The 25,606-nt window shown below is 72.7% G+C and carries 24 protein-coding genes and 1 pseudogene; 9 read left to right on the top strand and 16 right to left on the bottom strand.

The annotated features are described in order from the left end of the window. The first annotated feature begins 55 nt into the window (after positions 1–55). Positions 56–1,612: a beta-N-acetylhexosaminidase gene (locus ABZ459_RS29660; protein ID WP_357977019.1), complete on the top strand. Its 1,557-nt coding sequence runs from the start codon at positions 56–58 to the stop codon at positions 1,610–1,612. A 21-nt stretch (positions 1,613–1,633) separates the two neighbouring features. Further along, positions 1,634–4,216, top strand: a complete 2,583-nt coding sequence (locus ABZ459_RS29655) for a hypothetical protein (RefSeq protein ID WP_357977016.1) — start codon at positions 1,634–1,636, stop codon at positions 4,214–4,216. Between the two features lie 78 nt (positions 4,217–4,294). Here ABZ459_RS29655 and ABZ459_RS29650 read toward each other — a convergent pair whose 3' ends face one another. The 4 genes and pseudogenes from ABZ459_RS29650 to ABZ459_RS29635 form a co-directional block, all read right to left on the bottom strand. After that, on the bottom strand, positions 4,295–5,227 hold the full coding sequence (locus tag ABZ459_RS29650; protein WP_357977013.1) for a carbohydrate kinase: 933 nt from the start codon (positions 5,225–5,227) through the stop codon (positions 4,295–4,297). Between the two features lie 134 nt (positions 5,228–5,361). Then, positions 5,362–5,703 (bottom strand): SRPBCC domain-containing protein, encoded by a 342-nt coding sequence (locus ABZ459_RS29645; RefSeq protein WP_357977110.1) that lies wholly within the window; start codon positions 5,701–5,703, stop codon positions 5,362–5,364. Between the two features lie 10 nt (positions 5,704–5,713). Continuing rightward, positions 5,714–5,938, bottom strand: a pseudogene (locus tag ABZ459_RS29640) (SRPBCC domain-containing protein); the annotation flags it as partial. Beyond that, the gene (locus ABZ459_RS29635) at positions 5,935–6,249 is read right to left on the bottom strand and encodes a metalloregulator ArsR/SmtB family transcription factor (protein ID WP_357977010.1); all 315 of its coding nucleotides are present in this window, start codon (positions 6,247–6,249) and stop codon (positions 5,935–5,937) included. The pseudogene ABZ459_RS29640 and the gene ABZ459_RS29635, both read right to left, overlap by 4 nt. A gap of 310 nt (positions 6,250–6,559) precedes the next feature. On the opposite strand from ABZ459_RS29635, the gene ABZ459_RS29630 reads away from it, so the two are divergent. The 3 genes from ABZ459_RS29630 to ABZ459_RS29620 all read left to right on the top strand — a co-directional run bounded on the left by ABZ459_RS29630 (position 6,560) and on the right by ABZ459_RS29620 (position 8,387). Then, positions 6,560–7,237, top strand: coding sequence for a hypothetical protein (locus ABZ459_RS29630; protein ID WP_357977007.1), 678 nt, complete (start codon positions 6,560–6,562; stop codon positions 7,235–7,237). A 127-nt stretch (positions 7,238–7,364) separates the two neighbouring features. Next, on the top strand, positions 7,365–8,129 hold the full coding sequence (locus ABZ459_RS29625; RefSeq protein WP_357977004.1) for a GNAT family N-acetyltransferase: 765 nt from the start codon (positions 7,365–7,367) through the stop codon (positions 8,127–8,129). 54 nt (positions 8,130–8,183) lie between these two features. Then, positions 8,184–8,387, top strand: coding sequence for an agmatine deiminase family protein (locus tag ABZ459_RS29620; RefSeq protein WP_357977107.1), 204 nt, complete (start codon positions 8,184–8,186; stop codon positions 8,385–8,387). Positions 8,388–8,460: 73 nt separating this feature from the next. Here ABZ459_RS29620 and ABZ459_RS29615 read toward each other — a convergent pair whose 3' ends face one another. Further along, on the bottom strand, positions 8,461–9,285 hold the full coding sequence (locus tag ABZ459_RS29615; protein ID WP_357977001.1) for a PIG-L family deacetylase: 825 nt from the start codon (positions 9,283–9,285) through the stop codon (positions 8,461–8,463). Positions 9,286–9,411: 126 nt separating this feature from the next. After that, a complete protein-coding gene (locus ABZ459_RS29610; RefSeq protein ID WP_357976998.1) occupies positions 9,412–10,803 on the bottom strand; it encodes a tetratricopeptide repeat protein in 1,392 nt (463 codons plus the stop codon). 165 nt (positions 10,804–10,968) lie between these two features. Here ABZ459_RS29610 and ABZ459_RS29605 point away from each other — a divergent pair, with 165 nt between their 5' ends. Then, complete coding sequence (locus ABZ459_RS29605; RefSeq protein WP_357976995.1) at positions 10,969–12,198, top strand: cytochrome P450; 1,230 nt, start codon at positions 10,969–10,971, stop codon at positions 12,196–12,198. Here ABZ459_RS29605 and ABZ459_RS29600 read toward each other — a convergent pair. The 6 genes from ABZ459_RS29600 to ABZ459_RS29575 are packed head-to-tail and all read right to left on the bottom strand — an operon-like array spanning position 12,173 to position 18,794. After that, positions 12,173–12,670, bottom strand: coding sequence for a MarR family winged helix-turn-helix transcriptional regulator (locus ABZ459_RS29600; RefSeq protein ID WP_357976992.1), 498 nt, complete (start codon positions 12,668–12,670; stop codon positions 12,173–12,175). The two genes, ABZ459_RS29605 and ABZ459_RS29600, sit on opposite strands and share 26 nt — an antisense overlap. 45 nt (positions 12,671–12,715) lie before the next feature. Continuing rightward, entirely contained in the window at positions 12,716–14,296 is a 1,581-nt protein-coding gene (locus ABZ459_RS29595) for an amidohydrolase family protein (protein WP_357976989.1), read from the bottom strand. After that, a complete protein-coding gene (locus tag ABZ459_RS29590) occupies positions 14,293–15,003 on the bottom strand; it encodes an ABC transporter ATP-binding protein (RefSeq protein ID WP_357976986.1) in 711 nt (236 codons plus the stop codon). The genes ABZ459_RS29595 and ABZ459_RS29590 overlap by 4 nt, the downstream gene beginning before the upstream one ends. After that, on the bottom strand, positions 15,000–16,757 hold the full coding sequence (locus tag ABZ459_RS29585) for an ATP-binding cassette domain-containing protein (RefSeq protein ID WP_357976983.1): 1,758 nt from the start codon (positions 16,755–16,757) through the stop codon (positions 15,000–15,002). Before ABZ459_RS29585 ends, ABZ459_RS29590 begins: the two co-directional genes overlap by 4 nt. After that, entirely contained in the window at positions 16,744–17,601 is an 858-nt protein-coding gene (locus tag ABZ459_RS29580; protein ID WP_357976980.1) for a branched-chain amino acid ABC transporter permease, read from the bottom strand. The genes ABZ459_RS29585 and ABZ459_RS29580 overlap by 14 nt, the downstream gene beginning before the upstream one ends. Continuing rightward, positions 17,601–18,794, bottom strand: a complete 1,194-nt coding sequence (locus ABZ459_RS29575) for an ABC transporter substrate-binding protein (protein WP_357976977.1) — start codon at positions 18,792–18,794, stop codon at positions 17,601–17,603. Before ABZ459_RS29575 ends, ABZ459_RS29580 begins: the two co-directional genes overlap by 1 nt. Positions 18,795–18,890: 96 nt before the next feature. Between ABZ459_RS29575 and ABZ459_RS29570 the strand changes: the two genes are divergently transcribed. Further along, complete coding sequence (locus ABZ459_RS29570; protein WP_357976974.1) at positions 18,891–19,826, top strand: TIGR03619 family F420-dependent LLM class oxidoreductase; 936 nt, start codon at positions 18,891–18,893, stop codon at positions 19,824–19,826. Positions 19,827–19,867: 41 nt separating this feature from the next. On the opposite strand, the gene ABZ459_RS29565 is transcribed toward ABZ459_RS29570, so the two are convergent. Together ABZ459_RS29565 and ABZ459_RS29560 are read right to left on the bottom strand one after the other, a co-directional pair. Further along, positions 19,868–20,260 carry a nuclear transport factor 2 family protein gene (locus ABZ459_RS29565; RefSeq protein ID WP_357976971.1) on the bottom strand — a complete coding sequence of 131 codons (393 nt, stop codon included), beginning with the start codon at positions 20,258–20,260 and terminating at the stop codon, positions 19,868–19,870. Between the two features lie 12 nt (positions 20,261–20,272). Beyond that, positions 20,273–21,043, bottom strand: coding sequence for a MoaF C-terminal domain-containing protein (locus ABZ459_RS29560; RefSeq protein WP_357976968.1), 771 nt, complete (start codon positions 21,041–21,043; stop codon positions 20,273–20,275). Between the two features lie 66 nt (positions 21,044–21,109). Here ABZ459_RS29560 and ABZ459_RS29555 point away from each other — a divergent pair, with 66 nt between their 5' ends. Together ABZ459_RS29555 and ABZ459_RS29550 are read left to right on the top strand one after the other, a co-directional pair. Beyond that, positions 21,110–21,898, top strand: coding sequence for an SDR family NAD(P)-dependent oxidoreductase (locus ABZ459_RS29555; RefSeq protein WP_357976965.1), 789 nt, complete (start codon positions 21,110–21,112; stop codon positions 21,896–21,898). Between the two features lie 67 nt (positions 21,899–21,965). Continuing rightward, positions 21,966–22,805, top strand: a complete 840-nt coding sequence (locus ABZ459_RS29550; RefSeq protein WP_357976962.1) for a DUF1206 domain-containing protein — start codon at positions 21,966–21,968, stop codon at positions 22,803–22,805. Positions 22,806–22,908: 103 nt separating this feature from the next. On the opposite strand, the gene ABZ459_RS29545 is transcribed toward ABZ459_RS29550, so the two are convergent. Then, positions 22,909–24,003: a glycerophosphodiester phosphodiesterase gene (locus ABZ459_RS29545; RefSeq protein ID WP_357976959.1), complete on the bottom strand. Its 1,095-nt coding sequence runs from the start codon at positions 24,001–24,003 to the stop codon at positions 22,909–22,911. Between the two features lie 74 nt (positions 24,004–24,077). Continuing rightward, complete coding sequence (hpaE, locus tag ABZ459_RS29540; protein ID WP_357976956.1) at positions 24,078–25,544, bottom strand: 5-carboxymethyl-2-hydroxymuconate semialdehyde dehydrogenase; 1,467 nt, start codon at positions 25,542–25,544, stop codon at positions 24,078–24,080. Positions 25,545–25,606: the final 62 nt, after the last annotated feature.

Below are 25,606 nucleotides of genomic sequence, written 5' to 3'. Positions count from 1 at the left end.
TCTTTACCACCAGCGATCGCGTCCGTATGGTGGGGGCAACCCTCGGGAGGCGGTCATGAAGATCCGCACCGCTGCGGTCGTGCTGACGACCCTGCTCGCCATGTCGGTTTCCGCATCCGTGCCCGTCGCACCGAGCGCCACGGCGGCGGCCGCCGTCGCCTTCGGGGCGATCGTGCCCGCTCCGGTGAGCGCGGTCCAGGCGGCGGGGGTGACGTACCGGATCACCGCCGCGACGGCCCTGTACTCCGACGCGCCCGAGGTGGGCGAGCAGCTCGCGCAGCGGTTGCGCCGCTCGACCGGCTACCCGGTCCCGATCGTGACGGCCCCGCCGGCGGACGGGATCACGCTGCGGCTGGGCACGGTGGCCGGCGGGGAGGAGGCGTACCAGCTCGACGTGACCGCCACCGGGATCGTCGTGCTGGCCAACGGGGCCGCCGGGCTGTTCAACGGCGTGCAGACGCTCCGGCAGCTGCTCCCGTACGCGGCCGAGGCCGGCACGGTGCAGCCGGGCCCCTGGCCGGTGCCCGGCGGACGGGTCGTGGACCGGCCGCGTTATCCGTACCGGGGCGCGATGCTCGACGTGGCCAGGCACTTCTTCCCGGTGGACGCGGTCGAGCGGTACCTCGACCAGATCGCGCTCTACAAGATCAACCGCCTGCACCTGCACCTGTCCGACGACCAGGGATGGCGCATCGCGATCGACTCCTGGCCCCGGCTGGCCTCCTACGGCGGCGGCACCGCGGTCGGCGGCGATCCCGGCGGCTTCTACACCAAGGCCCAGTACCAGGAGATCGTCGCCTACGCCGCCGCGCGAAATATCACCGTAGTTCCGGAAATCGACATGCCGGGGCACACCAACGCCGCCCTCGCCTCCTACGGCGAGCTCACCTGCGACGGCGTCGCCCCGCCGCGCTACACCGGCACGGACGTCGGGTTCAGCTCGCTGTGCACGTCCAAGGAGATCACCTACACCTTCGTCGACCAGGTGATCGGCGAGCTGGCCGCGCTCACCCCCGGCCCTTACCTGCACATCGGCGGGGACGAGGCGTCCTCCACGACGCCGGCCGACTACCGGACGTTCGTCGACCGGGCGCAGGGCATCGTGGCCGCCCACGGCAAGACGGTGATCGGCTGGCACGACGTCGTCAACGCCACCCCGCTGCCCGCCACGGTCGTCCAGTACTGGGGCAGCGACCCCACGGAGACGGCGGTGTCGACGGCGGGCCGGAAGGTCGTCATGTCCCCGGCGAGCCGCGCGTACCTGGACATGAAGTACAACCGGCGCACCCCGCTCGGCCAGACCTGGGCGGGCACCATCGAGGTCAAGGACGCCTACGGCTGGGATCCCGGCGCCTACCTCAGAAGGCTCCCGCCCGAGCAGGTGCTCGGCGTCGAGGCGCCGCTGTGGACCGAGACGCTCAGGACGTCGGCCGACCTCGAGTACATGGCCTTCCCCCGCCTGCCCGCGCTCGCCGAACTGGGCTGGTCCCCTTCCGCCACGCACGACTGGACCGTGTTCCGGCAGCGGCTGGGCGCGCAGGGCCCGCGCTGGCGCGTCATGGGGATCGCCTACTACCGCTCCACCCAGATCGCCTGGCCCTCCGGTTCTTAGGAGCCCACTCAGGAGCTGCGCATGTCCCGATCGATCAGATGCGTCCTGGCCGTGCTCGTCCTGCTGCTCGCCTCGGGGGTGGTGAGCGCCGGCAGCGCCGTCGCGGCGGCCGGTTCGACCGAGCTGGCCTCGGGCTGGGCGCTGCGCCCGGCCACCGGCCTCGCCGACACCGGCGCGGCGATCTCCACGCCCGGGTACGCCACCACCGGCTGGAACCCGGTCACCCTGCCCTCGACCGTCCTGGCCGGGCTGGTCGCGAACGGCGTCTACCAGGACGTCTACTTCGGCCAGAACCTCAAGAACGTGCCCGACCTGACCACCCAGGACTGGTGGTTCCGCGGCGAGTTCACCGCCCCGGCCACGGCCCCCGGCCAGGTGTACTGGCTGCGCTTCAAGGGCCTCAGCTACCGCGCCCAGATCTGGCTGAACGGCGTGCAGCTCGACGCCGCGGCCGTGGGCACGTTCGTCGGCCACGAGTACGACGCCACCGCCGCGATCCGGCCCGGCGCGGTCAACGCGCTGGCCGTCCGGGTCACCCCGCCGCGCCACGACTGCAAGGACCTGTCCACCTGCACGGTCGACTGGAACCCCGAGGCCCCCGACATGAACGCGGGCATCTGGAACACGACCCTGCTGGACACCACGGGCCCGGTGGCCCTGCGCGACCCGTACGTGCGGACCGCCCTGTCCGGCGCCGCCGCCGACCTGACCGTCTACGTGGACGCCGTCAACGCGACGAACGCCCCCGTCACCACCACGGTCAGCGGCACGATCACCAAGGCGGGCCGGCCCGACCTCACCTTCTCCCAGACCGTCACGCTGGCCGCCCGCGAGCGCAAGGAGGTCGCCTTCGCGCCCCTGCACGTGAGCGATCCGGTGCTGTGGTGGCCGTACCAGTTCGGCAGCCCCGAGCTGTACCGCCTGACGGTCGGCGCGGGCGCCTCCGACAGCAAGACCATCGACTTCGGCATCCGCCAGGTCACCGACTACCGCACCACCGTCAACGGCACCTCGTTCGCCGGATACAAGATCAACGGCCGGCCGATCCTGCTGCGCGGCGGCGGGTACGTGTGGGACCTGATGCAGCGCTGGGACACCAGGACGAACGCCGCCCACATCGCCTACGTCAAGGACATGGGCCTGAACACCATCAGGCTGGAGGGCACCCTCGGCAACGAGGAGCTGTACGACATGGCCGACAAGGCAGGCATCCTGGTCATGCCGGGCTTCGTCTGCTGCAGCGCCTGGGAGGACGACAGCGCCTGGACCGCCGAGCAGGAACAGGTCGCCCGCGCGTCGCTGGACAGCCAGCTCCGCTCACTGCGCCACCACGCCTCGGTGTTCCTGTGGACCTACGGCAGCGACCAGCCGCCGACGGCCGCGCACCTGGCCGCGTACAAGAGCGTGGCCGCCGCCCTGCACTGGCAGAACCCCACCCTGGACAACGTCGCCACCTGGTCCAACGCCGACGCCGGCATGAAGATGGACGGCCCGTACGTGTGGGAGCCCCCGGTGCTGTGGTGGGACGAGAGCAGGAGCGGCGGCGCGTACGGCAGCACGGGGGAGGAGGGCACCGAGTCGCCGCCGCCCCTGGAGACGCTGCAACGCTTCCTCGCGCCCGCCGACGTCTGGCCCATCGGCACGGCGTACAACTACCACGCCGGCAAGCCGGGCAGCGTGTTCGACACCATCGCCCCCTACAGCACCGGCCTGGCCAAGCGCTACGGCACGCCCGTCTCCGCCGCCGACCAGTCCCGCAAGTCCGAGGCGCAGAACTACGAGAACGCCCGCGCCTTCTTCGAGGCGTGGAGCGCCAGGCAGCACGTGCGCTCGTTCGGCTCGGTCTTCTGGATGCTGAACAACGCCTGGCCGTCGGTCCACTGGAACCTCTACGACTACTACCTCAAGCCCGGCGGCGGCTACTTCGGCACCAAGAAGGCCACCGAACCCGTGCACATCGCCTACGACTACCTGACCCGGGCCGTCCACGTGGTCAACTCGACCCTCACCACGCGGTCGGGGCTCACGGCCACGGCGTCCGTGCACAACCTGCCGGACCTGGCCCAGAAGTACACCGCCTCGGCCCCGGTCACCGCCACGGCCAACGCCGGCGTCCAGGTGCTGACGGTCCCGGCGGTCACCGGGCTGTCGCGGACCTACCTCATCAGGCTCCAGCTCAAGGACGCCGCCGGCGCGAAGGTCAGCGACAACGTCTACTGGTACTCCACCGCGCCCGACACGCTCGGCAACAAGAGCAACTGGTACCGCACCACGCCGAAGACCTACGCCGACCTCACCGGCCTGAACGCCCTGCCCGCCGCCGACGTGGCCGCCACCGGCGTCCGCGCCGTCTCCGCCGGGACCGAGACCGTCACGATCACCCTGCGCAACCCCTCCGGCCTGGCCTTCCTCCTGCGCCCGGAGGTGATCGCGGACGGGCGCGAGGTCGTACCCGTGACCTACACCGACAACTACGTCACGCTGTGGCCGGGGGAGACCACGACGATCACGGCCACGTACCGCACGACCGACCTCGGCGGCCACCAGCCGGCACTCCGCGTCCGCGGCTACAACGTCCCCACCACGACCATCCCCCTCACCTGACCCGCCTTCCCGACCACGAGAGACCCGCAGCCCCGGGCGGGACCCCGGCCGCTCGCCGGGGTCCCGCCCGGGTGCCGGTCAGGGGGTGGCCAGCGCGTCGGCCCAGGGCGGGTTCGCGCCCGCCACCGAGCAGGTCAGCGCCGACACCCGGGCCGCGAACGACGCGGCGGCCACGGCGGTGTCCAGGTCGAGGCCGTCGAGCCGGCCGCCGAGCAGGCCGCGCGCGCCCAGGTCGTGCAGGAGCCCGGCGGTGAAGGAGTCGCCGGCGCCGACCGTGTCGACGACGTCGACCTCCGGCGCCCGCACCTCCGCCCGTTCGCCGTCGAGGGACACCAGCGCGCCCGCCGCCCCGCGGGTCACCACGACGAGCCGGGCCCCGGCGGCGTGCCAGGTGTCGCAGGCCCGTTCCGCCGACGCGCCGGGCATCAGGAAGCGCAGGTCGTCCTCGCTGAGCTTGAGCAGGTCGGCCCACCGGCACCAGCGCTCGACCCGGTAGTCCTCGCGGGCGGCGAGGGTGGGGCGCACGTTGGGGTCGACCGAGACCGTGGCCCGCGCGGCGGCCTCGCGCGCGAACTCCTCGACCGCCGCCCGGCCCGGCTCCCTGACCAGCGCCAGCGACCCGGTGTGCAGGCAGGCGGCCGGTCCGAGCCGGGCCGGGGCCAGCTCGTCCGGGCGCCACTGCCAGTCGGCGGTGCCACCCGCGTAGAAGGTGTAGGCGGCCTGACCGCCGCCGTCGAGCGCGGCGACCGAGAGCGTGCTCGGCTCCGCGGCCTCGACGGCCGCCGACAGGTCCACGCCCGAGGACGCCAGGCGTTCACGGAACAGCGCCCCGAACACGTCGCCGGAGATGCGGCCGAGGAAACGGGCCGGTGTGCCGAGCCTGGCCAGCGCCACCGCCGTGTTGGCCGGCCCGCCGCCCGGCAGCACCCGCAACCCGAGCTCGCCCTGCCCCGCGCCACCTGCCGCGGTGGTGAAGCCGTCGGCGACGCACTCGCCCAGAACAGCGATCATCGAGCCTGCCTTCCTGGCGCGCGCCGCCGATGCCGTACGCCCCGGGCGGCATCGACGTCTCCGGATGGGAGCTCATCATCGCAGCCCCTCCGCCTTCCCTGCCCATATCGGCGCCGGGTGTGGTGCGCGGCTCGTCAGGAGGTCCGGTTCCCGTCCTTCAGGTGGCCGGGCAGGCCGGTGTTCGGGACGTCGAGTTCCCGGGCGTACCGGTCGTTCAGCTCCGGCCAGCCGAAGTCGACCGCCGCCGCACCCCGGATCGGCGGGATCGGCCGCCCTTCGAGCAGCCGCTCGGCCACGTCGAGGCAGATGTGCCAGCCGGCCGCCGCCTGCGGCAGCAGGTCGCGGTCCAGGACGGTGTGCCGCAGCGTCAGACGGGTGCCGCCACCGGTCGCCGCCAGCTCCCACCGCAGCAGGTCGGTGCCGAACGTGTGCTCCAGCAGCTCCGGCGGCCGGACGCGGACGACCTCGGCCGCCAGGTCCTGAGGATTCTCGTCGTCGATCTATCGTGAGGGGCGCGCCACCGGCCGCGGAAAGGTCACGGTCGGCGGTGTACGGCGCCCACGCCGCGAGCTGTCCGGGCTCGGTCAGCGCCCGCCACACCTTCTCCGGCGGATGCCGCAGGTCACGGACGAAGACGAGGGTCCAGCGGCCTTCCGTCACCTCGCTGCCGACCTGGGCCGGCGGGCTCGGGCGGTACGCGTCTGAGGTCATGACTGCTCCAGGTTGTCGAGATGGCGCTCAAGGGCGTCGAGATGCGTGTCCCACAGGGCCCGGTACGGCTGGAGCCAGTCGTCCAGCGCCTGGAAGGGGCCGGCGTGGAGGCGGTAGATCCGCCGCTGCGCCTCGGTGCGGCAGGTGACGAACCCGGCCTCCCTGAGCACCTTCAGCTGCTTGGACACCGTGGGCTGGCTGACATCGAGCGCCTCGACCAGCTCGTTCACACTGCTCTCGGCCATCCGGAGCCGATCGAGGATCCGACGCCGGGTCGGCTCGGAGAGCACGGAGAATGCGTCGACGGACATGCCTTCATATTCCGTGTCGGGTATATGCCTGTCAAGGAATACACCCCGCACTCCCTTCCGGCGGCCCCCTCGGTGAGCCGCCCTGGACGGGGGCTGGCGGCGGGGCGGGCCGTTCAGGGTGGCCCTGCCTCGGGGATTGCGGGGGCCGGGATTCCGGTCGGGCGTGTGGTTTTTTCGTGTCCGTCCGAGGGCTCGCTAATGTTACCTCTTCGTGATGTGCGGCGCTGGGGAACGATTTGTCCCGAGAGGGGGCATGTGGAGGAGATTGGTTGCCCGATATTTCGTCTTTATTGGGAAAATTGGGGCGGCGGTGTCCGAACTTTCTTGTGGTTACGATTCCTTCGTCCAGTCGTTCTGCGGAGCGGAGGGGAAGAAGGGCGCCATCGATTCCCACGATTTGGCCGAACTCGAAAAGCGCCGAAACGACCCCGCCTTCGCCGTGGCGTTCGCCGCCGTGATGCCGCCGCGCCAGCTCAAGAGCCTTCTGGCTGGTCTGCGCCGCGCGCATGCCATCCAGTCCACCAGCCTCGACAGGCTGGCCAGGGCGCTGAGCACGCTGCTCGGCACCGCTTCGCGCGCGCCCGGCGCCGCCAGGATCTCGACCCCTTACGTCCACCGCCTGCTCGAGAACCTCGACGACCCGGAAACCGGTTTCGCGCTCGGGCAATTGTTGCGATATGGCTGTTTCGCCGACGTGTTTCTGCGCGACCTCGCCTTCAAGGTCTACGACTACGAACGCAGCCAGCCTCCCGCGTCCCCGTACTGGCGCAACCTCCGCCCGGACTCGCGGCCGATGTGCGCCATTCCCCTGGACGAACGGGACCCCATGGCGGCCGTCATGGCCGCCCTGTCCAACCATCCCCGTGCCGCCCGGGAATTCCTGACGGACGAGCGGCGGGACCCGCTGGAGTATCTCCTCTACGAGCGCTTCTGGCCCGGAGGCACCGAGATGTACCTCGACCGGGCGATGGACATCGCGGGCCTTTAGCCCCCGGCCCGTACGTCGAATCCGCCACCGACGGACGACTCGACATCCAGGCAATCCTCACCCGGTCATGCTGGAATCGATCCCTATGAATGATCATTTCCTCGTTGCGGCCGACTTGCTGGACCGGATGGAAAGAAACCTGGCCGAACACGCCTGTCACCTGCACCGGAGCATGGACGGCGCGACCGTCACGGAGACCGGTGACCTCCTGGTCGCCGACAGCGGCCTGGACGACGACACCTTCAACATCGTCGCCGCGGCCCGCTTCACCGCCGCCGACGCCACGGCACGGATCAGCGAGGCCGCTCGGACGCTGGCGCGCACCGGCCGCCGTTTCTCCTGGTGGGTGGGGCCCGCCTCGACCCCGCCGGACCTCGGTGCCCGCCTGACGGCGGCCGGTCTGCCGGCGTCCGAACGCGAGACGGCGATGTGGGCCGAGCTGGACGGCACCCCGCCGCCGCCCGCCGTCCGAGGGCTGGACATCAAGAGGGTCGCCACGCCCGGACAGCTCGCCGATTACGCCACGGTTCTCGCCGCGAACTGGGACCCGCCCGCTGACACCGTCCGCAGCTTCTTCGCCCGGGCCGCCCCGTGGGCACTGGCCGCGCACTGTCCGGCCCGGTATCTGGTCGGCTACGTGGACAGCCGTCCGGTCTGTTCCGCTGAAGTGTTCCGGCACGCGGGGGTCGCCGGCATCTACAACATCTCCACCCTGGCCGCCCACCGCCGACGGGGCTACGGCGGTGCCATCACGCTCGCGGCACTCCGCACGGCCCACGACCGGGACCAGCGCATCGCGGTCCTGCAGGCGTCAGCCGACGGAGAGCCCGTCTACCGCCGCCTGGGCTTCCGCCCCTGCGGCCACTTCACCGAACACCCCGTCACCCCCTGAACCCGGAGCACTGATCACAACCATTCGTCGTGGTCCCCTGGCCCGGCACGCTTCCTGGCCACGTACGTGAACTACTACGTGGTCAACGACGGCGTGATCCTGCCCCGCTTCGGCGACAAGAAGGCCGACAAGGACGCCGCCGCCGTCGTCGGCGACCTCTATCCGGGCCGCGAGATCGTCCAGGTGTCCGTCGACACCCTGGGCGAGGGCGGCGGCGGCATCCACTGCGCCACCCAGCAGATGCCCAAGAGGAACTGAACCTCCGCTCCGGCCCGGTCGGGCCGGCTGCCGCGCCAGGCTGAGGAGGGAGGCGGGGTGTGGCGGGGGAGGGTCAGGGGCGGAGGCCGGTGAAGAGGTCTTCCTCGTGGTCGGGGGCGTTGACCTTGTTCAGCTTCCGTTCGAAGGCCTCGTGGGAGAACGCCTGGTGCTGGGCCTCGTCGGGCATGCGGAGGAGGAAGATGTTCTCGCCCTGGCTCTCGTGGGCCTTGAGGGCCTTGAGCTTGCGCTCGACGTAGGGGGTGACGTCGACGACGGCGGTGACCCGCTCGTCGGGGGTGCCGAAGTCGTCGGACGGCTCGAAGCCGCCCAGGTCGACGCCGCTGTCGCGCATCAGCTCGAACATGCGCTTGATCGCCGCCCGGGGGATCGCCGTGTAGTAGAACTTGTCGGGGATGCCGGTCGCCTCGACGGCGGCCACCGTGATGCGGTGGGCCTGCACGTGGTCGGGGTGGCCGTAACCGCCGCCGCCGGTCTCGTCGTAGGTGATGACCACCTGCGGGCGGTAGCGCTCCATCAGCTCGCCCAGCCTGGCGGCGGCCACCTCGACCGGCACGTTGGCGAACGCGTCGGGGTGATGGTTGGTGTCCCAGCCGTCCATGCCGGAGTCGCGGTAGCCGAGCAGCTCCAGGTGGTCGAGGCCCAGGTGCGCGACGGACTCGCGCAGCTCGGCCAGCCGCCGCTCGGCCACCCTGGCGGCGTCGTGACCCTCCTCGCCCGGTTTGACGCCGCCCGTGTCGTCACCCTGCTCGCCGTTGGTGCAGGTGACCAGCACGGTGCGGATGCCCTCGTCGGTGTAGCGGGCGAGGACGCCGCCGGTGCTCAGGCACTCGTCGTCGGGGTGGGCGTGGACGACCATCAAGGTGAGTTCCCGATCCATGAAGGGAACCCTACTCGGCGCGTGCGACACTTCCGCCCGCGCGTTCGCGGCGACCGCGGAGGAGCGGCGACCGCGGAGGAGCGGCGACCGCGGAGGAGCGGCCGGGTGGGCGGAACGACCGGCGGGTCAGGCGCCGGCGATCAACGTCGTGGCCTTCCCGCGGGCGACGGCGGCGGCCGCGCGGTCGCCCAGCCCGTCGGCCACCGCCGCCTGCTTGAGCCAGTTGAACGGGCTGCACGGCCGCACGCTGATCCGCTCGCTCACCAGCGTCCGCGCCAGCTCGTGCCGCCCGTCCCGCAGCGCCGCCTCCAGCAGCGTCTTCTGCACGGCGTCCCGCTGGGCGTGGCTGCCGCCGAGCTCGTTGACCCGGTGCCTGATCGGGTGCAGCAGGTCGACCACCGCCGCGAAGTCGCCCCGCCCGTACGCCACCAGGGCCCGGCACACCGGCAACCCCACCCGCAGCGTCATCGCGACGTTGGTGACCCCCGGACGGGACTCCCGCGTGTACGCCTCCCGCGAGGCCACCAGCCGCTCCGCCTCCTCGAACCGGCCGGCCCCCACGTACGACATCACCGCGTGCACGTCGTTGAAGGCGTAGAACGGCTCGGCCACCAGCGGCGGCCACGCGTCGGCCAGGGCCTGCCAGCGTTCGTGCCGGCCGGAGCCCTCCAGCAGGAGCCGCCAGAGCAGCGCGGCGGCGTCCAGCAGCTCCATGGACGTGCGCCCGCCGGCCAGCACCGCGTCGTGCACCTCCAGCGCCCGGCGCGTGTCGCCGCTCTCCAGGGCGTAGAGGGCGTAGTGCCACCAGGTGTGGACGTTGAAGAACGTGCCGGTGGACCAGTCGTCCAGGCGGGCGTCGAGGTAGCGCACGCCCTCGCCGAAGCGGCCCTGCATCTCGTAGGTGTGCACGACCGCGTGGATGCCCCACACGTCGCGCGGGTTCAGCTCGACTGCGCGCAGGCCGACCTGCTCCGAGCGGTCGTAGTGGCCGGCCTCCTCCAGGCCGAAGGCGTACATGCCGAGCAGGTGGCCGAAGTGCCGGTCGTCCTCGTGCCAGGCGGTGAGCGCGCCGCCGATCCGGTCGCGCAGCGAGCGGGCGTCGCCGGTGAAGAAGTCGAGCTGGTGCCCGACGGCCAGGGCCAGCGCGTCACGCGGGTGGGCGACGGAGATCTCGGCGAGCAGCGCGCCGCAGGTGGTCAGGTCGCCGTCGAGCAGCGCCCGGACGGCCGCGACGTGGGCGCGCTCGCGCGGCAGCAGCGACGACTCGTCGGCCTGGCGGCGGAAGGACTCGAACCGGGCCCGCGCGGCACGGGCGCCGGCCGCCTCGGTGGTCAGCAGGTCGAGGTAGGCGGCCAGCACGTGGCCCATCGGGAAGCCGGGGGAGTCGGCCAGCGCGGCGGCCGCCTCGGCGTCGACCTCGGCCCGGAAGTGCAGCAGCTCGTCGATCGCCTGGTCGTAGTGGCGCGCGGCGGCGCCGCTCGCGCCGGACATGGCCAGGCCGTGCTGGTCGGTGGTCACCCGGTCACTGTAACCGCGCGACCGGTCGCGGCTCAGGGCGACGGCGCGCCCCGAGCGCCGACGTCGAGGTTCATTCGGTCCCGTACGACCCAAGAAGAACCTTGTCCGGATACGTCATCAGACGTAATGTTTGTGACCAAATAAGCTTCCCGGTGAAGGAGAGCCATGCGCCTGGCAGACGTCGACCTCGCCGACCCCGGCAGGTTCACCGACGGAGTGACCCCGTGGCGCATGTTCGACGTGCTGCGCACGCAGTCACCCGTCCACTGGCAGGACGAGCACGGGCACGGCAGGGGCTTCTGGGCGGTCACGAGGCACGCCGACATCGTGGCCGTCGGCCGCGACCCGGAGACGTTCACCTCGGAAGGCTTCACCAACCTGGAGGAGGTGGACGAGCGGCAGGCCGCGATCCGGCGCTCCCTGCTGGAGACCGACGGCCCCCGCCACCACGCGCTGCGGCGGCTGCTGCTGCGCGACTTCTCGGCCAGGGCGGTGGCCGGCTACGAGGTGTTCCTGCGCGGCCTGACCGCCACTACCCTGGACGCCGCACTGCCCAAGGGCGAGTTCGACTTCGTCAAGGAGGTCGCCGCCGACTTCCCGATCAACGTGCTGGCCCGCATGCTCGACGTGCCCGACACCCAGCGGCTCATCGACTGGGGCAACCAGATCATCGAGAACACCGATCCGGCACGGCTGCGCGACAGCGAGGAGTTCAAGGACCTGCCCTTCCGCAGCCCGGCCTCCCTGGAGGTCTTCGAGTACGGCCGCGAGCTGGCCGCCCGCCGCCGCGGCGGCGACGGCACGGACCTGGTCAGCAGGCTGGTCAACCAGGAGCCCGTGGACGGCCTGCCGCTGTCGGAGCGTGACTTCGACAACTACTTCCTGCTGCTGGTCGTGGCCGGGAACGAGACCACCAGGCACGCCGTCTCGCACGCCATGCTGGCCCTCATGGAGCACCCCGCCCAGCTCGACCGGCTGCGCGCCGACCCGGCGCTGATGCCGCGAGCCGTGGACGAGTTCCTGCGCTGGGCCTCACCCGTCTACCACTTCCGCCGCACCGCCACCCGCGACGTCACCCTGCACGGCCGCCGCGTCGCCGCCGGCGACAAGGTCGTCATGTGGTACGCCTCCGGCAACAGGGACGAGCGCGTCTTCCCCGACCCGTACCGGTTCGACGTGGGCAGGGACGCCGACGAGCACCTGACGTTCGGCAGGGGAGGCCCGCACTACTGCCTCGGCGGCGCGCTGGCCAGGCTGGAGATCCGGGTGCTGTTCGAGGAGCTGCTGCCGCGGCTGTCGTCGATCGAGCTCGCCGGCGAGGTGCGCAGGATCCGCTCCAACTTCGTCAACGGCATCAAGGAGCTGCCGGTCAGATGCTCTCCAGGTGCTCCATGACGCGCTTGAGCGAGCCGGCCAGCTCGCGCCGCTGATCGCTGTCGAGCTCCTTGACCACGAACGCCTCCTGCCGGTTGAACTCCGGGAACAGCTCGCGCATCAGCCGCTCGCCGGTCGCGGTGAGCGCCAGCATGACCCGGCGGCCGTCCGTGGGATGCGGGAAGCGCCGCAGGTGACGGTAGGACTCCAGCGTCTTGACCACGCCCGTGAGCGTGCCCTTGGAGATGCCCGCCTCGGCGGCGACGTGGCGGGTCTCGCTCTCGCCCCAGATCCACACCACCCACATCACCACGAACCCCGTCCAGGTCAGGCCGGTGTCGCGCAGGACGGTCTGCTCCAGATGGTTGCGGATGGCCGAGGAGGCGCGGTAGACGTTCGACACCGCCCACATGGCCTCGAAGTCGATGTTGAGGTCGCCCAGCCGCTGGCCGATGGCCTCCTCGGTCTGGCGCAGGGTGTGGTGTCCCGTCATGGCACGAAAGTATATTCGGTACCTAACAATCTTCACGTTCGCCGCTCACGAACGGGACCAAACGACCCGGCCGCCGAACACCGTCAGGTCCACCGGCGCGGTCACGACGTCCTCGTCCGCCGTCGCCGCGCTGACGCACAGGTCGGCGACCTTGCCCGGGGTGAGCGTGCCCTTCCAGCCCTCGGCGAAGTCCTGCCGCGCTCCGGCGATCGTATAGGTGGCCAGCGCCTCGGTGAGCGAGACCCCCTCGCCGTCGCGGGCGACCAGCGCCGCCACGCCCGCCCGCCAGTCCGGCGCGGTCACCGGCGCGTCTGAGCTGCACGCGGTCAGCACGCCCGCGTCGATCGCCGAGCGGGCCGGCCACTCCTGCTCGGCCGCCCGCGCGCCGAACAGCTCGCGCGTGGTGCCCGACTCGACGCGCTGCAGCACCGGCTGGAGGTTGATCCCGTAGCCCAGCTCGCCGAGCGTGGCCAGCGCCTGCTTCGAGGCGAACTGGCCGTGGATCACGTAGTGGCGGGGATCGGCCCTCGGGTGCTCGCGGGAGATGGCGGCCAGCGCGTCCACGACGGCGTCCACGCCCCGGCTGCCCACCACGTGCACGCCCGCCTGCAGGCCGGCCACGTGCACCAGGCGCAGGATCTCGTCCAGCTCGGCGACCCGCTCGGCGTCCGTGCCGCCGTGCGTGCACAACGAGCCGTGCCCGCCCGACGGGTACGCCTCCCGCATCCAGGCCGTCTCCGACGGCGGGATCCCGTCGGCGAACACCTTCACGCCCAGCAGCCGGACCAGCCGCTCGTCCACGCCGTCCAGGTCGTCCGGCAGGCGGTCGAGGTAGGCGGCGGTGTCGGCGACCGAGGCGCCCGACATCGGGCTCGGCAGGCCCAGCACGCTCACCCGCGCGGTCAGCTCACCGGCCCGCGCCAGCTCCGCGTACGCGCCCAGCACCCCCGGCCCCATGCCGCCCGCGAACGCCTCCCCGCCGCCCGGCCCGAGGCCCGGCTCGGTGAAGCTGGTGATCCCGGCCCGGTTCAGCTCGGCCACCACCTCGCGCAGCACCCGCCTCAGCCCGCCGGGCGGCGGCGGCACCAGGCGCTGGACCAGGCCCTGGTCCCCGTGGTGCAGCAGGCCGTCGCCGTCGTCATCGCCGCCACCGGGCAACCCGGCCAGCCGCAGCGCGGCGGAGTTCGCCCACGTCGTGTGGCCGGAGAAGTCCTGGAGGAGGACGGGATGGTGGGGGGCGACGTCGTCCAGGTCCGTCCTCGACGGCGAGCGGCCCTCGGCCAGCCGGCCGGGGTTCCAGCCGATCCCGCGCACCCACTCGCCGGGCCCGGCGGCGCGTACCGCGGCGGCGACCCGCTCCCGCACCTCGGCGATCGACCCCACCGCCACGTCCACGCAGAACGGCGGGCGGGTCAGGCCGTAGCCGCAGGCGTGCAGGTGGGAGTCGTTGATCCCGGGCAGCAGGACGCGGCCCCGCAGGTCCACCACCTCGGCCGCGCTCCAGCCGGCGGCGTCGCCGACGTGCGCGATCACGCCGTCGCGTACCGCCACGCCCGTCGCGTAAGGCCGCGCCGGGTCCATGGTGAGCACCCGCCCGTTGACCAGCAGAAGATCCGCGTTCGTCATGAATCAGCTCCCAAATAGGCGCGCCTGAGCGCGGCATCCGACTCGCGCAGCGGCGCGGGGTCGCCGCCGTAGGTGATCGCGCCGTGGGCCAGCACGTACGCGCTGTCGGCCAGGGCCAGGGCCGCGTGCGCGAACTGCTCGACCAGCAGCACCGCGCAGCCCTCGTCGGCCAGCCGCCGGATCACCGGCAGCAGCCGGCGCACGACGCCCGGGGCCAGGCCGAGCGACATCTCGTCGAGCAGCAGGGCCACGGGGCCGGTCCCGATGGCCCTGGCCAGGACCAGCATCTGCTGCTCGCCGCCGGACAGCAGCCCGGCCCGAACGTCCAGCCGCCGTTCCAGCTCGGGGAACAGCTCCAGCGCGCGCCGGGGGTCGCCGGCCAGGGCCAGGTTCTCCCGGGTGGTGAGCGTGGCGAACACGGCCCGGCCCTGCTCCACGTGCGCCAGGCCGTGCCGGGCCCGGTGGGTGCGCGGCCGCCCGGTCAGCGTGGTCCCGCCGAGGACGATCTCGCCCCCGGCGGCGGGCAGCACGCCCGAGACCGCTTCGAGCAGCGTGGTCTTGCCCGCGCCGTTCGGGCCGAGCAGGACGGTGACCTGCCCGCGCGCGGCGGTCAGCGTCACGTCCCTGACCACCGGCTGGCCGCCCCTGGCCACGGTCACGTCCCGCAGCACGAGGTCCATGGGGTCGCCTCCCGTCCGCCCGCTCACGCGGCGGGCTCCTGGCCCAGGTAGGCCCGCAGGACGCCGGGCTCGGCGAACACCTCGGCGGGCGGGCCCTGGGCGATGACGCGGCCGAAGTCCAGCACGGTCACGCCCGTGCACGCCGCCCTGACCAGGTCCAGGTCGTGCTCGATGAGCAGGACGGCGGCGCCGTACCGGGCGGGGACCCGCCGCAGCCAGGCGCCCAGCCGTTCGCTCTCGGCGTGGCCGAGGCCGGCGGCGGGCTCGTCCAGCACCGCGACCGCGGGACGGGCCAGCAGCGTCCCGGCCACCTCCAGCAGCCGCCTGCTGCCCACGTCGAGCGCGGCGATCGGGTCGCCGGGCGCCGCGGCCACCAGCCCGGCCAGGCCCTCCGTCAGCTCGGTGTCGCTGAGGGAGCGGCGCGCGGCGAAGCGCAGGTACTCGCGCACCGACAGGCCCACCGGCACCCGGTCCTGCTGGAACGTGCGGCGCAACCCGGCCCTGGCGCGCCGGTGGACCGCCGTGCCGCCCCGGGCGCCGGCGACGGTCACGCCGCCGACCTCGACCAGGCCGCCGCCGGCGGGCACGAACCCGCTGATCGCGTCGACCAGGGACGACTTGCCCGCGCCGTTCGGGCCGACCAGCCCGTGCACCTCGCCGGCGCGCACGGTGAGGCCGACGCCGTCCACGGCCACGACCTGGCCGTACCGCACGCTGACGCCCTCGATCCGCAACGCCGGCGGCCGTCCGGCCGGACCGGGCGCGGGAAGCTCGGGCGCGGGCGCCGCGGCGGGCACGCCGAGCCCGGCGCCGGACCGGCCGGACCGGCGGGCGCGGCGGGCGCGGCGGGCGCGCAGGGCGGCGCGCAGGCCGTCGCTCATGCCCGAGCCCTGCGTCATCGCCTGCACCGCGCCCACCGCGAACACGACGTTCGCCCACTGCTGCGGCACGCCGAACCGCCGCAGCAGCTCGCTCACCAGCACGCCCAGCGCCCCGCCGATCAGGGCGCCCTCCGCGTGGTGGGCGCCCGCCATCACGGCCACCGCGTAGGCGACCAGCGACTGTCCCGGGTCGAAGTTGCGCGAGACCACCATGGCGAGCTGCCCGGCCAGCAGCGCCCCCGACAGGCCCGCGATGAAGGCGCTCACCGCGAAGGCGCTCAGCTTGGCCCCCGGCACGCTGGTCCCGGCCGCCGCCGTGGCCCGTTCGGACTCCTTGAGCGCCCGCCACGACGCCCCGAGCCGGGTCCGCCGCACCACCGCCAGCGCCACCGCCACCAGCGCGAAGACGCCGCAGCAGAACAGGAAGAACTGGCGGTCGGAGGTCAGCCCCGCCGGACGGCCCACCACCACGCCCTGGCTCACGCCGGGGAAGGAGTTGGCGGCCATCACGACGTCCACGGTCGCGGCGAAGCCCAGCGTGACGATCGCCAGGTGCACGCCGCGCAGCCGCAGCGCAGGCAGGCCGATGAGCAGCCCGAACGGCACGGCGGCCAGGCCCGCGAGGGGCAGCCAGACGTACAGGCCGCCGGGGACGCCCCAGACGTTGAGCTGGGCGGTGGTCCAGGCGCCGATGGCGGCGAAGGCCATCTGGCACAGCGACACCATCCCGGCCTGCCCGGCCACCACGCCGAGGCTCTGCAGCAGCACCCCGGAGATGACCGCCGACATCGCCAGGAACACCCAGTACGCCGGCAGTCCGGCGGCCAGTCCGTAGGCCGCCGCCGCCATCAGGACGCCCGCGACCGCCCACCGCACCACCGGCCGGTCAGCGGGACGCATCCCACACCTCCCGGCGCCGGCTCCACACGAGGATCAGCAGGATGGCCGCGAACGGCACCACGTCCCGGTACTGCTGCACCACCGCAGACCCCGCGAGCACCCCTTCGAGCAGCCCGAGCGCCAGGCCGCCGGCCAGCGCCCCGGCCAGCCGCCGCAGCCCGCCGAGCAGCGCCGCCGCGCAGGCGGGCACGATGAGCATGCTCAACGACAGGATGTCGCTCGACCGCACGGGCGCCACCACCAGCAGCACCAGCGACGACAGCGCGCCGGCCAGGGCCCACACGGTCACGGTGAGCGCCCGGGTGCCGATGCCCAGCAGCTCCGTGGTCACCGGCCGCTCGGCCATGGCGCGCAGGCGCAGGCCCAGCGGCGTCCGGGTGAGCAGCAGCCAGGTGCCCGCGCCGATCACCACGGCCAGGGCGAGCAGCACGGCCGCGCCCTGCGTCACCACGACGCCGGCCAGCGTGGCGACGCGGCCCGCGGCCGGGTTCGGCAGCACCCGCGGCTCGTCGCCGAAGGCGATGTAGGCCAGCGCGATGATCCCGATGAGCTGCGCGATCGACACCGCGGTACGGGTCTGCGGCCCGCTCTCGGCGAACCAGCGCGTCATCACGAATCCGCACCCGGCCGACACCAGCGCCCCCGCCGCCACCCCGGCCAGGGCCGCCGCCCAGTACGGCCATCCCGTCCCGGTGAGCGCGGCCATCACGTACACCCCGGCCACGCCGGTCGCCGCGACGGCCAGGTTCACCGTCGCGGTCAGCCGGTACATGGCGGTGAGCAGGAGGCCGAGGGCGGCGAACGTGCCGCCCGCGGCCAGCCCCGAGACCAGGCCCTGGAACATCAGCCGAGCGTCCCCGGGTAGCGCACCCACTCGCGGGTGACCACGTGCCACGCGCCGCCCCTGAGCTGGACGATCTTGCCGGCCCGGTTGGAGAAGTGCCTGGCGGCCCGCCCGAACTCGTACGGGGTGCCGGTCAGCGGGGTCTGGACGGGCTTGAGCGCCTGGAACGCCGCCGTCACCGACTCCCGGGTGATCGGCCCCTTGATCGTCTTCAGCGTGTCCACGAAGTACGTGGCGGCCAGGTAGCCGCCCTGCCCGAAGGAGGTCAGCGGCACGTTCTTCGAGGTCATGAGCGTGCGCCAGTCCTTCAGTGCGGGCGAGTCGGCCTCGGTGAACGGCTCGAACTCGGCGTTGGCGTACATGCCGTCCCCGTCGGCGCCCAGGGCCTTGGCGACGGCCTCGGTGTAGGGGGCGGTGGTCATCAGCCAGTCGATGCCGCTGACGCCCTGCTGCTTGACGACCTTCATCCAGGAGATCGCCATCGGCTCGGTGCCGTTGTACAGGACCGCCTGGCAGCCCTCCCGCCGGGCCCGCAGCACGAACGGCGTCGGGTCGGAGTCCGGCTTGACCGTGCGGTCGTCCAGGGTGAGCTTCTTGCCGGTGAGCGCGGTCCAGCTCTTCACGGCCCCGCCGTAGGCGTCGTTGGTGTTGCCGAGGATCGCCAGGAACATGCAGACCTTGTCCCGTTTGAGCACCTCGGAGGCGTAGTAGAGGTTGATCGCCATGTTGAGGTACGGGCCGGTGTTCACCGGGGAGATCGCCGGTGACTCGAAGCAGGTCGGGTCCACCCCGGTGCCCTGGACGGAGACGATCCGCGACTGCTGGTAGAAGGGGGCGTTCACGGCGCAGTCGAGCAGGCTGGCCGAGCCGACCAGCGCCACCACGCCCTGGTTGGTGACGACGTCCCGGGCGGCCTGGGCGGCGGCGGCCGGGTCGCCCTTGTCGTCGGCGCTGACGTACTCGATCTTGTGGCCGTTGACGCCGCCCTGCTCGTTGACCCGGTCGAAGACGGCCTTGGCGGCGGCCGAGGAGTCGGGGAAGGTGACCGCGCCGCTCAGCGAGCTGACGCCGCCCACCTTGATGACGTCGCCGGCGGCGCCGGACGAGGCGGCCGGCGGGTCGTCGGACAGGCCGCACCCGGCGACCAGGAGCAGGGCGGCGAGCGGGACGGCGAGTGCCCTCATGGGGATCATGGGCGACCTCTCTGCGGATTTTGGAGGGATCGTAAGGGGCCAAACGAGTTGGTTCAAGAGCTAGCTTGCTGAAGATCGTTCGGGTATGAATGCAAGATGAAGCAACCGCGCATGCAACTCGTGCTGTCCGAGAACTGGACGATGACCTCGGCCCGCGACCTGCCGGTGCTGGTCCGGTGGGCGCGTGAGGCCGAGGACGCCGGGTTCGACTCGGTCATGATCAGCGAACACATGGTGCTCGGCCCCGACGCCGGCGCCCGGGGCCGCATGGCCAACCCCCGCGAGTACGCGCTGCCCGGCAACCAGGACCCGTTCACGCCGTGGCCGTACTCGCTGGGCCTGCTGGCGGCCGTCGCCTCGGTCACCACCCGGCTGCGCCTGGCCGCCGCCGCGGTGCTCGCCCCGCTGCGCCACCCGCTGGCGCTGGCCCGCGAGCTCGGCACGCTCGACCTGCTGTCGCAGGGCCGGCTCGTCGTGCTGCCCACCGTGAGCTGGAGCCGCGACGAGTACGCCGCGCTCGGCGTGCCCTTCGAACGGCGCGGTGAGCTCCTCGACGAGCACCTGGAGATCTGGGAGCTGCTCTGGCGGGACTCGCCGGTCACCTACCACGGCCGGCACTACCGGTTCGACGAGGTGTACTTCGAGCCGAAGGCCTACCGGGAGAGCGGGCCGGCGCTCTGGTTCGGCGGCGCGCGGACGAGCGGCCACCTGCTGCGCCGGATGGCCCGCTGGGGCAGCGGGTTCAACCCGCTCGGCTACCCGCCCGCCGAGGACATGAAGGCGCTGGCCGACGGCATGAAGGCGGCCGGTCGTGACATCGGCGAGCTGGAGCTGGCCGGCGGCACGCGGGCCGTCTTCCCCGACGCCGTCTCCTGCGCGCCGCTCGGCCCCGCCCTGGAGCACATCCCGGCCCGGATGGCCGAGGGCTACACCACGTTCTGCATCAAGCCGTCGCAGTTCATCGACGACCCGGACGGCGTGGGCGCCTTCTGCCGCGAGGTCATGCGGCGCGTGGGCGAGCTGACCGGCTGAGGACGTCGCGCGGCCGGCCCTCATCCGGCCGCGCGACGGGATCATGGGACGAGCGCCTCCCGGACCAGGGCCGTGTCGGTGAACTGCTCGAACCTGGTGGCCACGCCGTCCGCCAGGTGCCAGACGTGGGTGAAGCGCACCTTCATCGACTTGCCGGTGGCGCGGTAGGTGCCGCTGTAGTGGCCGATCACGACGACCACGTCGCCGCCGTCCACGAACTCCTCCGGCTCGGCCTGGTAGCCGTCCCACTCGCTGCCCAGCTTGGCGAACACCTCCGACAGCACCTGCTGCGGCCCCACGTACGTGCCCGCGTACGGGAAGCCGGCCATCTCCGTCCACCGGGCCTGCGGGCCCAGCAGGGACACGATGCCGTTCACGTCGCCGGCCGCCGAGGCCGCGTAGGAGGCGCGTACGGCGTCGAGATTGTCGCTCATCTGTGTTTCTCCTCAGACCGGTTCCTCACCGGCCGGATAGGTGACCTGACCCAGCGGCTCGATGTGCGCGCCGCCGGGGGAGTGGTGGATCTCGCCCTCGCCCGACAGACCGAAGAAGGTGCCGACCGTGCGCAGGGCGGTCCAGTCGTAGAGCCAGGTGGCCGCGACCGGGATGCGGAACTCGCGGAAGGTGAACACGTACAGGCCGTCGGCGATCTTCCAGGCGGCGGCGAGATCGACGTCGCCGTGGCCGCGCTGCGCGCCGGCCAGGCACTGCCAGGCGTAGCGCTCGGAGCTGAGGTAGACGTGCTCGTAGAGGTGCTCCGGGCTGTAGCGGTACAGGGCCCGGCGGCCGATCAGCTCGCGGGTCGGCGCGGGCGGCTCGCCGGTGACCTCCCGGCCCTCGATCACGCCGGGCGTGAACGTCTGCGACACCCGCGGCTGCCCCGGCACCGGCTCGGGCGCGATGACCGAGACCACGCGCAGCGCCCGGCCCGTGCTGGTGTGCAGGACGGTGACCGTGTACTCGCGGGGCCGCTCGGCGTGCGCGCGGCCGACGTAGAACAGGTCCTCGCGCATGGCCACGGCCTCGTACGGCTCGGCGGGGCCGCCGTCGGCGTGCACCTTGTAACGACCGGCGAAGGCCAGGGACGTCTTGCTGCCGTCGTCGAAGGTCAGGTCCACCTCGGTGCCCGCGAGCGCGTAGGTGGCCGGAAGGCGGTTCGTGGCGATCCCGGGCGCGAAATCATCCATGTTCTTCCAACCGGCAGGGCGATCGGTCATGGCCGCTCCTTCCTCCACGAATTCGTCTATGAAATCATATAGCTTCCCGTTGTAAAGGAGTAGGCGATGAGGCTCAAGGGAAAGGTCGCGCTGATCACCGGGGCGGGCACCGGCATCGGCGCGGCGACCGCCCGCAGGTTCGCCGCCGAGGGCGCCTCGGTCATGCTGACCGGCCGCCGTCCCGGGCCGCTGGCCGAGGTGGCCGCGGACCTCGGCGACGCGGCGGCCGTGGCCTGCGCGGACATGTCCGACACCGTCCAGGCGCGGGCGGCGGTCGAGGCGTGCCTGGGCCGCTTCGGCGGGCTCGACGTGGTGGTGGCCAACGCGGGCGGCCACGGGGGCGGGCCGGTCGGCGAGACCGACGACGCGTCCTGGCGGCTCAGCCTCGACGCCAACCTCAACACCTGCTTCGTGACCTGCCGGGAGGCGCTGCCGGCGCTGGTGCGGTCGAAGGGGGCGATCGTGGTCGTGTCGTCGATCGCGGGCCTGGCCGCCGGTCCGGCTGTGTCCGGATATGTCACTACGAAACACGCGCTCATCGGCCTGACCCGCTCGATCGCCCGCGACTACGGGCCCCAGGGCGTCCGGGCCAACTGCCTGTGCCCCGGCTGGGTGCGCACGCCGATGGCCGACGAGGAGATGGACGTGCTGGTCGGCCGGGACGGCATCACCCGCGACGCGGCGTACGAGCTGGTCACCAAGGACGTGCCGCTGCGCCGCCCGGCCACCGCCGACGAGATCGCCGCGATCTGCCTGTTCCTCGCCTCGCCGGACAGCGCCGTCATGACCGGCAGCGTGGTCGTGGCCGACGGCGGCGCCACCGCCGTTGACCTGCCCACCCTCGCCTTCGACTGATCGGCGACGCCTAGAACGCCGTTTCCCGGGCAAAGGGGAGTTCTTCCGCAAACCCCCAGGAGGAACGGTGAGCACCGCACAGAGCGCGGGCCGCGAAGCCATGGACGCGGGCCGCGAGGCCAAGAACGCGGCCCGCAGAGCAGCTGACAGCCCGGCGATGACCACGCTGGCCCGCATCGGGCTGGCCTGCCGCGGCGTGCTGTACGCGCTGATCGGCGTGCTGGCGTTGCAGATCGCCTTCGGCGACGGCTCGCGCCAGGCCGACAAGTCGGGAGCCATCACCACCATCGCCGGACTGCCCTTCGGCCAGGTGCTGCTGTGGATCATGACGGTCGGCTTCGCCGGGCTGGCGCTGTGGCAGGCGTCGGAGGCGCTGTTCAGTCACCGCAAGGCGAGTGACCGCGTGCAGTCGGCCTTCCGCACCGGCGTGTACGTCCTGATCTGCGTGACCCTGCTGAGCGTGCTGCTGGCCGGTCAGGCCAAGTCCGACGACAAGCAGTCGCAGAACCTGACGAGCAAGCTGCTCGACCTGCCCGGCGGCCAGGTCATCGTCGGCCTGATCGGGCTCGGCATCGTCGCCCTCGGCATCTACTGGATCCACGAGGGCATCACCAAGAAGTTCGAGCGCGAGCTCGACCTCGGCCGCATGTCGCCCAAGGCCCGCAAGGTGATGGAACGGCTCGGCCAGGCCGGCTACATCGCCCGCGGCGTGATCACCGGCGGCGCCGGCGTCTTCGTCGGCTACGCGGCGGTCACCTTCGACCCCGACAAGGCGGGCGGCATCGACGCCACCCTGCGGCGCTTCGCCGACACGCCGGTGGGGCCGTGGCTGCTCGCGCTGGTGGCCCTCGGGCTGCTGCTGTTCGCGGGCTACTGCTTCGGCGAGTCCCGCTGGCGCCGTACCTGAGGCGTCCCCAGCGGCGCACACGCGGCGGGTCCCCGGCACGGGGGCCCGCCGTTTCGTGTGCGCCCCGGTCAGGAGGGGCCTGCCGTTTCGGGTGCGCGCCCGGTCAGGAGGGGCGCCCGGTGACCACCGCGCGGCCCATCGCCGGGTCGTCGCAGAACGCGCCGTCGATGCCCAGCTCGATGAGCCTGCTCAGCCAGCCGGCCACGTCGCCGGTGGCCCGCCCGTAGACCGGGCTGGCCGGGTCGCCCCTGCGGTGGTCGGCGGGCAGCTGGGAGTTCTCGTTGCGGATCGTCCACACGTGCACCTCCAGCCGCCTGCGGTGGGCGTCCTGGACCAGCGTGGTCGGGGGCAGCGTCGCGCCCGAGGCGTCCACCGGGACCACGCGGCGGGTGTCCACGCCGATCCCGGCGGCGTACCGGGCCACCTCGCGCAGCCCGTCGGGGGTCACCATGTCGTCGTAGGTGCGCGTGCTGCCGGAGGCGACCCAGTCGTAGGGCGCGCCGCCCGAGGTGATGAGCTGGATGAGCGGCAGCCGCGTCCGTCCGCGCAGCTCGCGCAGGTTCGCCGTCTCGAAGGACTGGATGTACGCCTTGCGCACGTGGTACCGGTTCAGCACCTCCAGCAGCGGCTCCTCCAGCGACAGGCCGATCGAGTCGAAGTACGTCGGATGCTTGGTCTCGGGATAGACCCCGACGCCGTGCCGCTGCGCGAGCCGGACGACCTCCTCGAACGTGGGGATCTCGGCCAGCCCGTCGAAGGCGGTGTTGTCCGGCCGCAGGTCGGGCACGCGTTCCTTGGCCCGCAGCGTCTTGAGCTCGGCCAGCGTGAAGTCCTCGGTGAACCAGCCGGTGACCGGCCGGCCGTCCACGGTCCTGGTGGCGCGCCGATCGGCAAATTGGGGGTGGGCGGCCACGTCGGTCGTGCCGGAGATCTCGTTCTCGTGCCGGGCGACCAGCACGTGGTCCTTGGTGGAGACGAGGTCGGGCTCGATGTAGTCGGCGCCCATGGCGATGGCCGCCTCGTAGGACAGCAGCGTGTGCTCGGGCCGGTGGGCGCTGGCGCCCCGGTGACCGATCACGACGGGGGCCTGGCCGCGGCGCTCGGCCGTGGCGGATGGCGTCTGGGTCAGCACGACAGCGACCGTACCGCCGGCCAGGAGGGCGGCCAGCACGCTCGCGAACAACCTGCGCGTCGTCATGCGGGCACGGTAGACCGCCGAGGTGGCCCGGACGTTACGCCTGGGCGCACAGTGCAGGACGCGGCGGAACGGGTTCAGCCGAGGCCGAAGCGGGGGATCGGCAGGTCCTCGGTGGCGACGTGCACGATGTGCGCCTCGGTGTAGACGTCGATGCTGTATCGGCCGCCCTCCCTGCCCAGGCCGCTGGCCTTCACGCCGCCGAAGGGCGTGCGCAGGTCGCGGATGTTGTGGGAGTTGATCCAGAGCATGCCGGCCTCGACGGACTGGGCCAGGCGGTGGGCGCGGCGCAGGTCGCTGGTCCACACGTAGGCGGCCAGGCCGTACCGGGTGGCGTTGGCCAGCTCCAGGGCCTCCTTCTCGGTGGCGAAGGGGGTGACGCAGACGACCGGGCCGAAGATCTCCTCCTGGAAGATGCGCATCGCGGGCGTCACGTCGGCGAAGACCGTGGCGGCCAGGAAGTTGCCCTCGGGCAGGCCGTCCGGGCGGCCGCCGCCGGCCACCAGGCGGGCGCCCTCCGCGACGCCGGCCCGCACGTACGACAGGACCCGCTCGTAGTGCTCGGGGTGGATGAGCGCGCCCAGCTCGGTCGCCAGGTCGTGCGGCGGCCCGACGCGCACCCGCGCGGCGCGCTCGGCGAGCCGGGCCACGAACTCCTCGTAGACGGTGTCCTGGACGAGCACCCGCGAGCTGGCCGTGCAGCGCTCGCCGTTGAGCGAGAAGACGCCGAACACGGCTGCGTCGAGCGCCCGGTCCAGGTCGGCGTCGTCGAAGACGAGCAGCGGGGACTTGCCGCCCAGCTCCATCGACAACGTCTTGAGTCCGGTGGCGGCGTCGCGCATGATCGTCTGGCCGGTCGTGGTCTCGCCGGTGAAGGAGATCACCGGCACGTCGGGGTGGGCCACCAGCGCCGCCCCGGCCCGCTCGCCGATGCCGTGGACGAGGTTGAACACGCCGGTCGGCAGCCCGCCCTCCTCCATGATCTCCGGCAGCAGGCTGGCCGAGAGCGGCGACCACTCGGCCGGCTTGAGCACCACCGGGCAGCCGGCCGCCAGGGCGGGCGCGAGCTTCCAGGTCTCCAGCATGAACGGCGTGTTCCACGGCGTGATCAGCCCGGCCACGCCGACCGGCTTGCGCACGACGTAGTTGAGCTGGGCCGAGCCGACGCGGAAGACGTCCTCGCCCAGGCTGCTGATGACGTCGGCGAAGAAGCGGAAGTTGTGCGCCGCCCGCCGGGCCTGGCCCCTGGCCTGGGTGATCGGCAGCCCGGTGTCGCCGCACTCCAGCTCGGCGATGCGCTCGTCGCGCGCCTCGATGGCCGCCGCGATCCCGCGCAGCACCGCCGCCCGCTCCTCGCCCGGCAGCCGCGGCCACGGCCCGTCGGTGAACGCCCTGTGCGCTGCGCGCACGGCCAGGTCGACGTCCTCGGCGTCCCCGGAGGCGACGGTCAGCGCGGGGCGGTTGGTCGCGGGTTCCAGCGAGGTGAACGTCTGGCCGGACACGCTGGGCACGTGGGCCCCGTCGATGTAGTGCTCCAGGTTCAACGGGCGATCTCCTTGCACTGGAACGGCGGCCCCGGCCACGGGTGCGATCGATCCCCTGTCGG

Origin of the sequence: Nonomuraea sp. NPDC005692, from assembly GCF_040631115.1 — a bacterium.
In the GTDB taxonomy this organism is placed as follows: Bacteria; Actinomycetota; Actinomycetes; order Streptosporangiales; family Streptosporangiaceae; genus Nonomuraea.
Note: the sequence above shows the minus strand (reverse complement) of the source record. Positions and strands in the feature narration are given on the sequence as shown.